Here is a 13,682-nt window from a genome sequence, read left to right as displayed (position 1 = left end):
CTTTTGTTTATTTTTTAATCTATAAAAATGAATGAAATTCATGTTAAAATGATCGGCTTTCATCTTTGATGCTATCCCAGCATTTCAGCTAGCCGAGATTCGCAAGCCATGTCTACTGCCTATACCAAGCAAACTGCGCCAAAAGCGCTGTTTGATTACGACAAATATTGGGCGTCGTGTTTTGAACCTGCACCATTTTTACCGATGTCACGAGAAGAAATGGACTTACTCGGCTGGGATGCCTGTGACTTTATTTTAGTTTGTGGCGATGCTTATATTGATCATCCATCTTTTGTATCGGGTGTGATTGGTCGTGTGCTTGAGGCACAGGGCTTTCGTGTGGGGATCATTGCTCAACCCGATTGGACCAATGTCGAAAGTTTTCGTGTTTTAGGGAAACCGACTATTGCATGGGGTGTAACCGCAGGCAATATGGATTCGATGATTAACCGTTATACGGCAGATCGTAAAATCCGTTCGGATGATGCGTATTCGCCAAATAATGAACCGAATAAACGTCCTGACCGCGCAGCAACAGTATATTGTCAGCGTTGCCGTGAGGCTTTCCCAGATGTGCCTGTCTTGCTTGGCGGGATTGAAGGTAGTTTACGTCGTATCGCACATTATGATTATTGGTCCGATAAAGTCCGTCGTTCTATCTTGATGGACTCTAAAGCCGATTTATTAATGTATGGTAATGGTGAGCGTGCCATTATTGATGTGATGCACCGTTTAGCCAAGGGTGAAAAAATCCACGAAATTACCGATGTTCGTGGTACTGCATTTATTATTAATAAACACAATAAAGCATCGAAAGCACAATTCGTTGAAATCGCAAGTAATGACGTGGATAGCATTGGTCGTGTTGATCCAATTATCAATCCTTATGTCATGACTGAAGATATTGATGGCTGTGAAGTTGAAAAAGAAAAAGGCAACTCACTCGCACAATATCAAAACTTCCAAAAAGAAATTGTGACCAATCCAATCGTTCGTGAAGGTGATCAACTCGATCCAGATACACAGATCGTACAGTTAAAACCTGCACCATCCAAAGCGATTAAACATAAATTACCGCCACGTGAACTCGCTGTGATTCGTTTGCCTTCTTTTGAAGAAGTAGCCAATGATCACGTGCTTTATGCGCATGCCAACCGTATTTTGCATCTGGAAACCAATCCGGGAAATGCTCGTGCATTGGTACAACGTCATGGTGAACGTGATGTTTGGATTAATCCGCCACCAATTCCGTTAACAACGGAAGAAATGGATTATGTCTTTGATTTACCTTATGCACGTTTACCGCATCCAGCTTATGGCAATGCACGTTTCCCTGCGTTTGATATGATCAAATTCTCTGTGAATATCATGCGTGGTTGTTTTGGTGGTTGTACTTTCTGTTCGATCACTGAACATGAAGGGCGTATTATTCAAAACCGTTCTGAAGAATCAATTCTGCGTGAAATTGAAAAGATCCGTGATACTGCACCTCAATTTACAGGCATTATCTCAGACTTAGGTGGTCCAACAGCAAACATGTATCGTTTGCACTGTAACGACCCTGAAATCGAGAAGAACTGCCGTAAACCGTCTTGTGTTTATCCCGGTGTTTGTCAAAACTTACATACTGATCATGCACCATTGGTTCAGCTTTATCGTAAAGCACGTGAAATCAAAGGTGTGAAGAAGATTTTGATCGGTTCAGGTCTTCGTTATGACCTTGCTGTGTTAAACCCTGAATATGTCAAAGAGTTGGTACAGCATCATGTTGGTGGTTATCTAAAAATTGCACCTGAGCATACCGAACATGGTCCATTATCGAAGATGATGAAACCAGGGATCGGCACTTATGACCGCTTTAAGCAAATGTTTGAGCGTTTTAGTAAGGAAGCAGGGAAGGAACAATATTTAATTCCTTACTTCATCGCTGCGCATCCCGGTACAACGGATTACGATATGATGAACTTGGCGATTTGGCTGAAAAAGAATGGTTTCCGTGCCGATCAGGTACAAACCTTCTATCCATCGCCAATGGCAACTGCGACCACCATGTATTATTCAGGCAAGAATCCATTGTCTAAAGTGGCGCGTTATACCGAAAACGTTGATATCGTGAAAGGTGAAAAACGTCGTCGTTTGCATAAAGCCTTCTTGCGTTACCATGATCCAAATAACTGGCCGTTATTACGTGAAGCACTGAAAGAAATGGGTCGTTCAGATTTAATTGGTAATTCGAAACAACATTTGATTCCAACCTATCAGCCACAAGGCACGGCTGAAGGTGAATATAAGTCTGCGCGTAAGAAAAACTCGAGTGTTGCTGGAGATTCTGCTAAACGTGGTCAATCATCTCGTCCACAGTCTCATTCTGGTCAAAAACGTCCACAAAAAGGACAGGTGTTGACTCAGCACACTGGTTTGCCACCACGTGAAACTGGTGAGAAAAGACCTTTTTCGGGTAAACCAAAATCGAAAGTAAAAGCGCATCGTTAATTACGGTGCTCAAATGAAGAGAAGAGGACATCCAAAACGATGTCCTCTTTTTTATTAAAAAGTGATAATTGTGTCGCAGTTCAATTTCAAAACTATAATTTATAGAAACATATACTGACAATATTGACTTGAATATTCAGTGTATGCTGATTATAAGTAGAGCTAGGGTAAGCTTTTACGACTTTGGTCGCCTAGTATAAAACGATTAAAAAATTTAAGTTTACGCTGTTGAAATAACTTTACTATCGTTTGTTATTGATTAAAAAATTGGCATAAAGCCAAAAAATGATTATAAAAAATCTAAAGGGATTAGTTAGAAATGTATTATTTCATAACCATTATTGGTTTGCTGCTCATTACAGCACTTGCACTTCGACGTTTACATCAAAATCGGCGTCAAGACAGTCCATTAAAGCGACGCGGTATCTTGAATATTGCTGAACAAATTACTTTGATGCGTTTACAAGCTGTGTTACATCGTCATACTGTGCTTGCACATGTTTCTTTTGATGCATTGTTGACGACTAAATTTGCACATACACGACGCAAATATCAGGGCTTAGTTGCTGATTTTGTAGTATTGGATCAACAACTACAAGTTTTGGCAATTATTGAGATTGCAGACGAATCTTATGTGAATCGTCTGCATTTAAAACATTATCAAGATAGCTTGTTAGAGTTGGCTGGATATCGCGTATTGCGTTATAGCAGTATTCCAACTGAGCAAGAGTTGCGAGAAGATTTGTTACCTGATTTATTTGATCCTATGGTTTCATCAAGCAGTTCATTTACTGCCATGCCTCATGCCGATCGGATGATGAAATATAATGTGCTTGCGGCTAAATCTTAATGGGCGTCAGGTCTTACAGCCGTGACAGTCATTTCGACTAAAACATCAGGTGCATAGAGTTTAGATTCAACACAGGTACGTGCTGGGGGATGTCCCTCAGCAATCCATGCGTCCCACACCGCATTCATTGCTGCATAGTCTTTTTCAATGTCTTTCAAGAAAATCAATACAGACAAGATATGAGTTTTATCTGTGCCTGCTTCTGCCAGTAAACGATCAATATTATCTAAAGTTTGTTGAGTCTGTGCGCTCACATCAACGCTGGTATCATCTGCCAGTTGGCCTGCTAAATGAACGAGATTTCCTGAAATTGCGACTTCGCAAAAACGTGATGTAACATGTAATCGTTGCACAGACATAGTGAAACTACCTAATTAAAAACTGTATCAATAGGATTGTACTTGAAGCATTCTGAGCACAGTGTAATTTTGTATAAATCAAGCTGAAAAAGTTTCTATTTCCATTAAATTAGGTTGTTGAATAAAGTCGTGCGGCAAGACAAGAAAAAAGTTATCGTGGAAATTATTGTTTTGAAAAACTGAACAGATGAGAGGCTTTTGAGAAGACTAGCTAAAGTGCCCTGTAATATTCGGATTTGATCGTCACGCCAACCACAGGAGCAAATGCTAAAAGCGAGGATTTCTTTAGCAAAGCGAATAACATGGATAATGTTACTGCGTTGCTTAGAGTACTGAAAACTGCATAAAAAGCAAACATAAATTTGAGCTAAAATCGTACTGTTGTGTAAAAAAACAACATTACCATAGGGAAAGTTGTGATTCTTGTTGTAGAGCTTGCAGTTGATAAACGCCAACACCAACGAGACGAAACTGAAAGTCTGGATCGATATGCATTTCATTGAGTAGTTGTAAAACCACTTGTTCTAAATCTTGTTGAGAGCGAAGCGGCAATTTAAAACTTTTACTATGTTGTAGGGTTTGGAAATTTTTGAGTTTCAGTTTGACGTTAACGCCACGAGCTGTCAGTTGTTTTCTTTCCAAACTACGCCAAACCTGTTCAGTTAGAGGTTGCCAAGCATGATTGCATTCAGTGAGCGTATAGTCATCATCAAAGGTAATTTCTTTCGAGATTTGTTGCCGCTCCCGCTCTGCTTTGACAGGACGATGATCAATACCTTGAGCATATAAGTACAGTTGTTTGCCGTATTTACCAAAATGATGAATGAGTACATTTTCTTCAATTTTTTGTAGGTCGCCTAAGGTGTGCAAGTTTAATTGACTTAATTTTTCATAGGTGACTTTGCCAACACCAGGGATTTTCTTTAGTGCCAAGTCTTGTATGAAATGTTGGATTTGATGAGGTTTAATTACAAATAAACCATTTGGTTTGTTCCAATCGGAGGCAATCTTGGCCAAAAATTTATTCGGTGCTACCCCTGCAGAAGCTGTTAGCCCTGTTGCTGCAAAAATATCTGCACGAATTTGTGTCGCGACTTCGGTTGCACTGGGTATATTCTTTAGATTTTCTGTCACATCCAGATAGGCTTCATCTAACGACAATGGTTCAATGATGGGGGTATATTGCTGAAAGATTTGGTGAATTTGTGCTGAAACTTTTCGGTATTTTTCAAAGTTGGGTTCAATCACAATCACTTGTGGGCATAGTTTTTTGGCTTGCCCCATCGACATGGCAGAACGTAAGCCAAACACACGGGCGGGGTAGGACGCTGCGGCAATCACTGCACGAGGGTGGTGAGAAGAAATCACCACAGGCAGATCTTTAAGATCTGGTCGATCTAGAAGTTCGACTGAAGCAAAAAAGGCATCCATGTCGATGTGAATGATTTTACGTATTTCATTTACCATCGAGGATGCCTTGTTTTTCTAGAAAAACATGCCACTGCTGTGGTGACTCTGCGTAAACATTTAAGTCGACTGCTTTAGGAATACCGTCAATTTTTCCTGTTTGGCTATGTTGCCAAAATAACCATTTTCGGCCGTCTTTTAATTCGGGCTTAGCCTCGTAATCACGTACCCACAATGGTGTGTTATTAAAGCTGCCCATCAATACGATATGATAAAAGCTCTTCGAAATATAGAAAATTGGCTGTTTGCCATAATGTTGCTGCAACTGATCATGCATGATCTGAATTTCTTTGAGTAGCTGCTCTTTGGTATAGGTATTAATACAGTTGCTGTCATATTCCAAATCAATGACGGGTGGGAGAGCATCCACTTTGTTCGGGACAGTCGCAATAAAATTTTCTGCTTGTACCTTGCCATCACGGCATAAACGATAGAAGTGATATGCACCAACATGAAAACCTTGCTCACGTGCTTTGAGCCAGTTGTCTTGAAATTTTCGATCTTTAAAATCGCCGCCTTCAGTTGCCTTTATATATACAAATTGATATTGCAGCGGAGAGATCTTTTTCCAGTTAATTTCACCTTGATGATGTGATACATCAAAACCACGAATCGCATAGTCTTGTGCCGATGCTTTTTGCTGGTAAAACAAACCGAAATAGCTCAGTACCCCCAATATGACAGCTAAAGTAATGCTGACATAAGTTGGATAATGTTGAGCATGTGGACGTTTCGCAGCTTTCTTTGCCATATTGTCTTTAAGGTTATAAGCCCGCGATGAGCTAAGTAGAAATATCAATTATAGAATGATTGTTGCGCTTTGGCTCTATTTTGGCCCACACAGCAAAGTATTATTTTAGTCAGCAACTTCTTTAGGAATCTGCCAAAATACCATCGCAGTGATAATGTTAATACAACCTAAGGCAATGAGGGCTGCATGAAAAGCACTGGTCACAGAGGCAGTTGGATAATGCTGACCAAAGAGGTTGATCAATGTTCCCGCCAGAGCGACCCCGATACTCATCGACAGCATCATGATCATCGACAAGAAACTATTGCCACTACTAGCATCATGCTGCGGTAAATCTTTTAATGTCAGCGTGTTCATACCGACAAATTGTAAAGAGTTCAACGTCCCAAAGATAAAGAAATGCAACACTTTTAGCCACAATGGTGTGTCCGCAGTCATCAGTGAAAAACTGGCGATACATAAACCCACTAATACGGTATTGGTCAGTAAAAACCGACGATAACCGACACGTTGAATAATTGGACGAATAATCGGTTTGGAGAATAATGATCCTAGCACCAAAGGAATCATCATTAAACCTGTGATAAAGGGTTCAAAACCAAAGGCGACTTGTAGCATCAGTGGCAAAATAAAAGGAATTGCATTGCTACCTAAACGCGCAAAGAAATTGCCTAAAATACCGATCGAAAAAATTTTGTAGCGGAACAATCGTCCATGAAATAAGGCATTCTGATGGTTATGCGCATGATACGCATAGCCAAGCGTTGCTAAAGATCCGATTACCAGTAGACTGATGCTAATCCAGCCAGAATATTGTGGCGCAGCGATATTCTCAATCCCAAGCGACAGCCCCACCATAGCAATCATCAATAAGATAAATCCACCGAGATCAAAGGATTTGACGGTTGGTTCTTTTTGATTTGGCATGACTTTAAGCGCCATGATTACCCCAAGCACACCCATGGGGAGGTTAATCAGGAAAATCCAGTGCCACGTGGCAACTTCGACTAACCATCCACCCAAAGTCGGCCCCATCAAAGGACCTATGAGACCAGCCAGACTCATTAAGCTCATCGCTGAAAGAAATTGGCTACGTGGAATAATTTTAAGTAAAGCCAAGCGTCCAACGGGCATCAATAATGCGCCGCCCATCCCTTGAATAACACGACAAATCAAGAGTTGATCTAAGGTCTGAGACAGGCCACAACCGAGTGATGCCAGACTAAAAATCACCATAGCAGCAAGATAAGTATTACGGATACCAAAGCGGTCTGCCAACCAACCACTTAATGGGATAAAAGCAGCAACTGATAGGACGTAGGCAACAATTACCCCATGCATTTGTAATGGATTTTCATTGAGCTGAATTGCCATCACAGGAATCGCCGTATTGACAATCGTGGTATCCAAGGCCTGCATAAAAAAGCCGATAGAAACCAAGAGCACCAGTAAACGAAATTCAGGCTGTACGGCTTGATGAGTGGTTGTTGTCATGAGTGGTGACGTGTGAAATATCTGCTTTAGTTTAATGGAATTGTATTTGAAATAAAGCCCAAAATTGTCAAAGACTCGTCATCGAACTGACATGAAAATGTCATCGTATTTGCACCTCGAATGACTAGATTAGCTCTACAAAATAAAATCTATGGAATTTGATCATGAAATTTAAGATTTCAGTGTTATTCACTGCAATGCTGTCAGTGGGGTTGGTGGCGTGTAATGATGATGACAAAACAGAAAAATCATCAAATCCTGATCCTAAACCTGAAGTAGTAGAGCCTACACCAGAGCGTATTCAGTTAAGCTTTTTAAGCCGATATGAATCAGGTGTTTTTGGAAAGAGTGCAGCTGAAATTCCTGCCTATGACCCTGCGACAAAACGTGTTTTTGTGGTCAATGCTGAGCTGGGGGCATTAGATGTACTTGATCTTGCTGATCCAGCTAAGCCAACTTATTTACAATCACTAACTGTTGATGACATCGCGGAAGGTGCAAAGGTCAACAGTGTCAGCATCCAAAATGGCATTATTGCTTTGGCTGTTGAAGCTGCGAATAAAACAGATCTTGGTTTTGTTGCCTTTTATCAAGCCAGTGATCTTAAACGCCTGAGCCATGTACAGGTGGGTGCTTTACCCGATATGCTGACGTTTACACCAGATGGAAAAACGGTATTGGTGGCCAATGAAGGTGAACCCTCTGATGATTATAAAACCGATCCAGAAGGCTCTGTCAGTGTGATCAATGTGACTGATATCAGCAAGCCAACAGTCAAAACTGCTGATTTTAAAGCGTTTAATAGTCAAAAAGATGCGTTACTTGCCAAAGGAGTTCGTATTTTTGGACCGAAAGCGACTGTCGCTCAAGATCTAGAGCCAGAATATATTGCAGTTTCGGATGATGGTAAAACCGCTTGGGTTGCACTACAAGAAAATAATGCGATCGCGGTTTTAGATATTGCGACGGCAACAGTGACCTCGATTGAAGCAATGGGATACAAAGATCACGGGCTTAGCGACAGTGGTTTTAAGTCGATGCTGGATCCGAATAAAAACTCAAGTAATGCTTTGGATGTAAGTGATTTTGACGGTAAAAAAACAGTTCAAGATATTATGATCAAGGCATGGAATGGGCTCAAAGGGATTTATCATCCTGATGCCATTGCTGCTTATACTGCCGCGGATAAAAAAACCTATTTAATTTCTGCAAATGAAGGCGATGCGCGTGCATGGGGTGAAAATACTGCCGAGTATTTTGGCTTAACCAAACTGAAAGACTTTGAAAAGAATAAATTGCAGCGCTGTGACAATGACAATAGCAAAGGATTCGTTGAAGAGTGGCGCGTAAAACATCTCGTGCACAAGGATGGTTTTGATCGCCGTTGTGCCGATGACCTTCCTGCGCAATTACGTGATTTAGCTGCTGGTGCACATCTGAATCCAACCACGTTTGCTTACTGTGGTGCGAGCAAAGGTGATGCTGGTAACTGCCGAGATGACAAGCAATTGGGACGTTTAAAAATTACCTGGACACAAGGTTACCAAACTGAAAATGGTAAACCTGTGTATTACTCAAAAGCTGGCGATAAAATTGGTGTCAATGGTAATCCACTTACCGATTATTTGATGTACGACGACTTGTACCTGTTAGGTGGACGCTCATTCTCAATTTGGGATACACAAAATCAAGTTAAAATCGCTTATGACTCGGGTGATTTCATTGAACAATATTTGAATAGTGATCAATGTAAACTTGGTAAAGCACGGAATATTCCATGCCAAGATTGGTTCAATAGCAACCATGAAAAAGGCAACACATTAGGCGGACGTAGCAGCAATAAAGGACCTGAACCTGAAGGCTTGACGATTGGCAAAATTGGCAACAAACAATTCTTGTTCTTAGGACTTGAGCGTATGGGTGGGGTCATGGTATTTGATGTTAGTAATCCTAAACAGCCAATTTTCCAAGATTATTTAAATACACGAGAAGTATGGGATCAGGCTGATCCGTCGACGGCATTGTCTGCACATGGTGATCTTGGACCAGAAGGTCTAATCTTTATCTCTGCCAAAGACTCGCCAAATGGCAAGCCACTATTGGTTGTGGGTAATGAGGTGAGTGGTACCACTAGTATTTATCAAGTAAATCTACATTAAATTGAGACATAAAAATGCGGATCTAGATTGATCCGCATTTTTTATAGGTGATGTTTAAACTTCAATGTGTGTTGGTGCATTGAGGTTCTTGATGACATTAGAGATTTGTTCTGGGTTTTCACAAATAATAATTTTGGCGCGATGCTGTGGCGGTAGGAAGCCTTCTTCAACAGCATGATCGAGCTGGGCGATTAAAGCATCATAAAAACGATTTACATTGTAGATAATCATTGGTTTCTGATGTTGATTCAATTGTCCCCACGTGGCAATTTCTAAAATTTCCTCGAAGGTACCCAATCCGCCCGGTAAAGCGATAAAAGCGCTGGCACGTTCAGCCATTAAAGCCTTACGTTCATGCATGCTTTGAACAATGTGCAATTCGGTCAGTTGGTTATGTGCAATTTCATAATCCAACATAAATTCAGGAATAACACCAACGACTTCACCACCATGCTCTAGGACGGTATCTGCAACTTGGCCCATAAGTCCGATACTTGCTCCGCCATAGACGATACCAAAGGATTGATTGGCAATATGTTGAGCCAATTCAATGGCTGTGTCACGATAAATAGGCTTGTTACCTGTGCGGGAGCCACAGTACAACGCGATGAGAGGTTGGGTTGTCTTTATAGGAGTAGATATAATCGTTTTCTTTTCAGTCATTATTAAAACACTATTCATTTGGTTTATTTTTACCTTATCATTTTCATTGTGCTTGTCTAGTTTAAATCACATATATGACAGTTTTATGCACATTTCGCATACAAAGTATGGAAGCGTATAGCGTAATGAATTGCAAAAAACATCCCTATAAAAAATGATGAATTTTATTTTGTTCTTGCCTATACTGAAAATCCGTTAAGTAAAAAATGTACTTCTATGAGTAGTGGTTGTTGTCACTCCGCTTTGATATTTTATATTTCTAAAAAAAATGTTTTGGCTGCCAATGCCGATCTTTTCAATCAGCAAATCCATGCCGATCTTTATGATTCTGTAGGGGAGTCACATCTATGATTTTTGAATGGATGTCTGATCCTGCAGCGTGGGTCGGTTTGGCGACTTTGGTGGTGCTTGAAATTGTACTGGGTATTGATAACCTTGTTTTTATTGCAATTTTAGCTGAGAAGCTGCCTCCTGAACAACGTAATGCCGCACGTAGAATTGGCTTGATTCTCGCATTATTGATGCGCTTAGTCTTGCTGGCCTCCATTGCTTGGGTGGTCACCTTAACAGCGCCATTATTCCATGTTTTTGATCATGCCTTTTCAGGACGAGACTTGATCTTATTGTTTGGTGGGGCGTTCCTTTTATTTAAAGGGACTATGGAATTACATGAGCGTATTGAAGGTAAGCAGGCTTTAAGACAGGAAAATCCTGTACATGCTGTGTTCTGGGTCGTAGTGGTTCAGATCGTCGTGCTTGATGCGGTTTTCTCGTTGGATAGCGTGATTACAGCTGTGGGTATGGTGAAAGATCTCTCGGTGATGATGATCGCAGTCACGATTGCGATTGGTATTATGCTGATCGCTTCTCGACCATTAATGGATTTTGTAAATAAACATCCAACGGTTGTGATCCTGTGTCTTGGCTTTTTGATGATGATTGGTTTCTCATTGATTGTCGAAGGCTTTGGATTCCATATTCCAAAAGGTTACTTATATGCCGCAATTGGCTTCTCGGTTTTGGTCGAGGCGGTCAATCAAACCATGCGACGCAATCAAGAGAAATTGGTAACGACTACGGATTTGCGTTATCGCACTGCTTCTGCGGTGTTGCGAATGCTCGGTAATAAAGGCATTAACAGCGATAATCAACACAAAGAAACAGAAGATGTATTGGCAACGCAGGCCTATGCCAATGAAGTGTTTGATGAAGATACAGGCGTTTATCACAGCGTTCTAGTACAAGGTGTATTAGGCTTGTCTGAGCGTCCTGTGAAATCGGTGATGACGCCACGACCAGAATTGGAGTGGTTGGATCTCGATGCAGATCCAGCTGAATTAAAAGAACGTTTAATGGCAATGACCCATTCGCGTTTAATTATTGCCCGCGGTGAATTGGACAATATTGAAGGTGTTGTTCTTACTCACAAAGTGTTAAATGAATATATTGAAACAGGGGCAATTGATTTCGATAAACATTTACGTGAACCTGTGATTGTGCATGAAAATGCACAAGTTCTCATGGTCATGGAGCAACTGCGTCAAGCACCATTGCAAATGGCAATCGTACTCAACGAATACGGTTCGATAGAAGGGATTGCAACACCAATTGATATTCTTGAAGCGATTGCTGGTGAGTTCCCAGATGAAGATGAATTAGAGGCAGCGGCTGAAAGTCTAGAAGATGGCTCACTTTTATTGGAAGGCTCAACGGATATTCGACACGTTTCACTTTTGTTGGCGAAAGATTTGGTTGATGAGAGTGAAGAATACTCAACATTATCCGGGTATATTTTATTCCATCTAGGGCGCTTACCTGAAAATGGTGAAGCGGTGGAAGCCGATGGATATTTATTTGAAGTGGTAACGATGGATGGGCACAAAATTGAAAAAGTGCGTATTGTTGCTAAAGAAAAGCCTGAGCGAGGTTGAGCAAACATTTACGTATAGCTTAGATGTATAACGTCAGAAAACAAGGCTTTGTTCTATTGTATTGATAAGTGACGAAAGCTTTTTAATAAGATGAATTGCTTAACTGTAATTAGAATAGTAAATAAGTTAAATAGCCCTAGGGTTTGGCCATCGTGACATGATGATGGTTTTTACTCGGGCTATTTTTATTTGAGAAAGAAACATGACACTGTTAAAGAACTGTCCATGTGGACGCGGCTTATATGTAGAATGCTGTCAACCGCTTCATTTAAAACAGCAAGTTGCTGAAAGTGCTGAGCAATTGATGCGCTCGCGCTATAGCGCCTTTGCCCTACAGCAAATTGACTATATTTTGGAAACAACGGCTCTGGGACAACAAGCATTGTTAGATCGAGAGGCGATTGCTGACTGGAGTCAGTCTAATCAATGGTTAAAATTAGAGGTGCTTCGACATCAACCCAAGCTTGATAAAACACATGCATTGGTTGAGTTTAAAGCGCATTACTGTGATAAAAATCAGGATGGAAAACAGCCACATATTCATCATGAGGTTTCGCATTTTGTCTTGTATCAACAGCGTTGGTATTTCCTTGATCCTACTTTAGATATGCAAGTCACCATGAAACAAGCATGTATTTGTGGCTCAGGGAAAAAATTTAAGCAATGTTGTGCACAATTCATCTAAGTTTGTCTTAAAATAGCGCACACTTTTCCGCCTTGTTTAAGGATTCAGGCAAATGTTACTGACCGTGATTTATATTATTGCCATTACTGCAGAAGCAATGACAGGTGCACTGTCAGCAGGCCGCCGTAGTATGGATTGGTTCGGTGTGACATTGATTGCTTGTGTTACTGCTTTGGGCGGTGGTTCTGTACGTGATGTTTTATTGGGGCACTATCCTTTAACTTGGGTGAAGCATCCAGAATATTTGGTTTTGACGTGTTGTGCTGCCTTTGTCACGATCCTTATTGCCAAATGGATGAAGCATTTACGTAATATCTTCTTGGTACTTGATGCACTTGGTTTAATCGGATTTACGATTATTGGCTGTCAGATTGCCTTGGAAATGGGGCATGGTTTTGTCGTCTCAGCAGTTGCTGGTGTATTAACTGGTGTATCAGGCGGTATTTTGCGCGATATTTTGTGTAATGACGTGCCTTTGGTGTTCCGCCGTGAGCTGTATGCCAGTATTTCCTTTGTAGCGGTGATTTGTTATTGGGTGTGTTTGCAGTTGGGGTTGGGCTTAGAGTTGACTGTGATTGCGACTTTGGTTTTTGGTTTTTCACTGCGTTTGATTGCGATTTATTTTGGTCTGGAAATGCCGAAATTTATCTACCAAGATGATGATGCCGAGTCTGCTTCATCAACTGATGAGCATTAAAATGAACAATGATGCACTCAAACAATTAATACAATAGATCAAAACTCTTAGTGATTCTGTTAGTCAAAAATTAAGATAAGAGTGCTGTTCTAAAATAATTTTTATAGATTAATTGCTTATGTTCTATGCGTCA

The 13,682-nt window shown here is 40.7% G+C and carries 11 protein-coding genes; 6 read left to right on the top strand and 5 right to left on the bottom strand.

Annotated features, from left to right (window positions below; all coding sequences use genetic code 11):
• The first annotated feature begins 108 nt into the window (after window positions 1-108).
• Both DS737_RS15010 and DS737_RS15005 read left to right on the top strand, forming a co-directional pair.
• Window positions 109-2,493, top strand: coding sequence for a YgiQ family radical SAM protein (locus DS737_RS15010; protein WP_004637522.1), 2,385 nt, complete (start codon window positions 109-111; stop codon window positions 2,491-2,493).
• 319 nt (window positions 2,494-2,812) lie between these two features.
• A complete protein-coding gene (locus DS737_RS15005; RefSeq protein ID WP_017395291.1) occupies window positions 2,813-3,343 on the top strand; it encodes a DUF2726 domain-containing protein in 531 nt (176 codons plus the stop codon).
• On the opposite strand, the gene DS737_RS15000 is transcribed toward DS737_RS15005, so the two are convergent.
• The 4 genes from DS737_RS15000 to mdtD all read right to left on the bottom strand — a co-directional run bounded on the left by DS737_RS15000 (window position 3,340) and on the right by mdtD (window position 7,414).
• A complete protein-coding gene (locus tag DS737_RS15000) occupies window positions 3,340-3,702 on the bottom strand; it encodes a RidA family protein (protein WP_005084062.1) in 363 nt (120 codons plus the stop codon). The two genes, DS737_RS15005 and DS737_RS15000, sit on opposite strands and share 4 nt — an antisense overlap.
• A 399-nt stretch (window positions 3,703-4,101) precedes the next feature.
• Window positions 4,102-5,157: a DNA polymerase IV gene (gene dinB, locus DS737_RS14995; RefSeq protein ID WP_171287618.1), complete on the bottom strand. Its 1,056-nt coding sequence runs from the start codon at window positions 5,155-5,157 to the stop codon at window positions 4,102-4,104.
• Between the two features lies 1 nt (window position 5,158).
• On the bottom strand, window positions 5,159-5,920 hold the full coding sequence (locus DS737_RS14990) for a glycoside hydrolase family 25 protein (RefSeq protein ID WP_113997849.1): 762 nt from the start codon (window positions 5,918-5,920) through the stop codon (window positions 5,159-5,161).
• A gap of 105 nt (window positions 5,921-6,025) precedes the next feature.
• Entirely contained in the window at window positions 6,026-7,414 is a 1,389-nt protein-coding gene (gene mdtD / locus DS737_RS14985; protein WP_005087867.1) for a multidrug transporter subunit MdtD, read from the bottom strand.
• Window positions 7,415-7,578: 164 nt separating this feature from the next.
• On the opposite strand from mdtD, the gene DS737_RS14980 reads away from it, so the two are divergent.
• A complete protein-coding gene (locus DS737_RS14980; RefSeq protein ID WP_113997848.1) occupies window positions 7,579-9,573 on the top strand; it encodes a choice-of-anchor I family protein in 1,995 nt (664 codons plus the stop codon).
• Window positions 9,574-9,627: 54 nt separating this feature from the next.
• On the opposite strand, the gene DS737_RS14975 is transcribed toward DS737_RS14980, so the two are convergent.
• Complete coding sequence (locus tag DS737_RS14975; RefSeq protein ID WP_008942400.1) at window positions 9,628-10,254, bottom strand: LOG family protein; 627 nt, start codon at window positions 10,252-10,254, stop codon at window positions 9,628-9,630.
• 329 nt (window positions 10,255-10,583) lie between these two features.
• Between DS737_RS14975 and DS737_RS14965 the strand changes: the two genes are divergently transcribed.
• The 3 genes from DS737_RS14965 (at window position 10,584) to DS737_RS14955 (ending at window position 13,549) form a co-directional block, all read left to right on the top strand.
• Window positions 10,584-12,167, top strand: coding sequence for a TerC family protein (locus DS737_RS14965; RefSeq protein WP_008942402.1), 1,584 nt, complete (start codon window positions 10,584-10,586; stop codon window positions 12,165-12,167).
• A gap of 202 nt (window positions 12,168-12,369) precedes the next feature.
• Window positions 12,370-12,852 carry a YchJ family protein gene (locus tag DS737_RS14960; RefSeq protein WP_008942403.1) on the top strand — a complete coding sequence of 161 codons (483 nt, stop codon included), beginning with the start codon at window positions 12,370-12,372 and terminating at the stop codon, window positions 12,850-12,852.
• Between the two features lie 52 nt (window positions 12,853-12,904).
• Entirely contained in the window at window positions 12,905-13,549 is a 645-nt protein-coding gene (locus DS737_RS14955; RefSeq protein ID WP_005087871.1) for a trimeric intracellular cation channel family protein, read from the top strand.
• Window positions 13,550-13,682 lie beyond the last annotated feature (133 nt).

Source organism: Acinetobacter haemolyticus (assembly GCF_003323815.1).
GTDB lineage: Bacteria > Pseudomonadota > Gammaproteobacteria > Pseudomonadales > Moraxellaceae > Acinetobacter > Acinetobacter haemolyticus.
This window is presented reverse-complemented; position numbering and strand designations above follow the sequence as displayed.

Coding starts and splice junctions, on each gene's coding strand:
- DS737_RS15005 (WP_017395291.1), top strand. CDS start 2,813: ATGTATTATTTCATAACCATTATTGGTTTGCTGCTCATTACAGCACTT.
- DS737_RS14955 (WP_005087871.1), top strand. CDS start 12,905: ATGTTACTGACCGTGATTTATATTATTGCCATTACTGCAGAAGCAATG.
- DS737_RS14965 (WP_008942402.1), top strand. CDS start 10,584: ATGATTTTTGAATGGATGTCTGATCCTGCAGCGTGGGTCGGTTTGGCG.
- DS737_RS15000 (WP_005084062.1), bottom strand. CDS start 3,702: ATGTCTGTGCAACGATTACATGTTACATCACGTTTTTGCGAAGTCGCA.
- DS737_RS14980 (WP_113997848.1), top strand. CDS start 7,579: ATGAAATTTAAGATTTCAGTGTTATTCACTGCAATGCTGTCAGTGGGG.
- DS737_RS14990 (WP_113997849.1), bottom strand. CDS start 5,920: ATGGCAAAGAAAGCTGCGAAACGTCCACATGCTCAACATTATCCAACT.
- DS737_RS15010 (WP_004637522.1), top strand. CDS start 109: ATGTCTACTGCCTATACCAAGCAAACTGCGCCAAAAGCGCTGTTTGAT.
- DS737_RS14975 (WP_008942400.1), bottom strand. CDS start 10,254: ATGAATAGTGTTTTAATAATGACTGAAAAGAAAACGATTATATCTACT.
- DS737_RS14960 (WP_008942403.1), top strand. CDS start 12,370: ATGACACTGTTAAAGAACTGTCCATGTGGACGCGGCTTATATGTAGAA.
- mdtD (WP_005087867.1), bottom strand. CDS start 7,414: ATGACAACAACCACTCATCAAGCCGTACAGCCTGAATTTCGTTTACTG.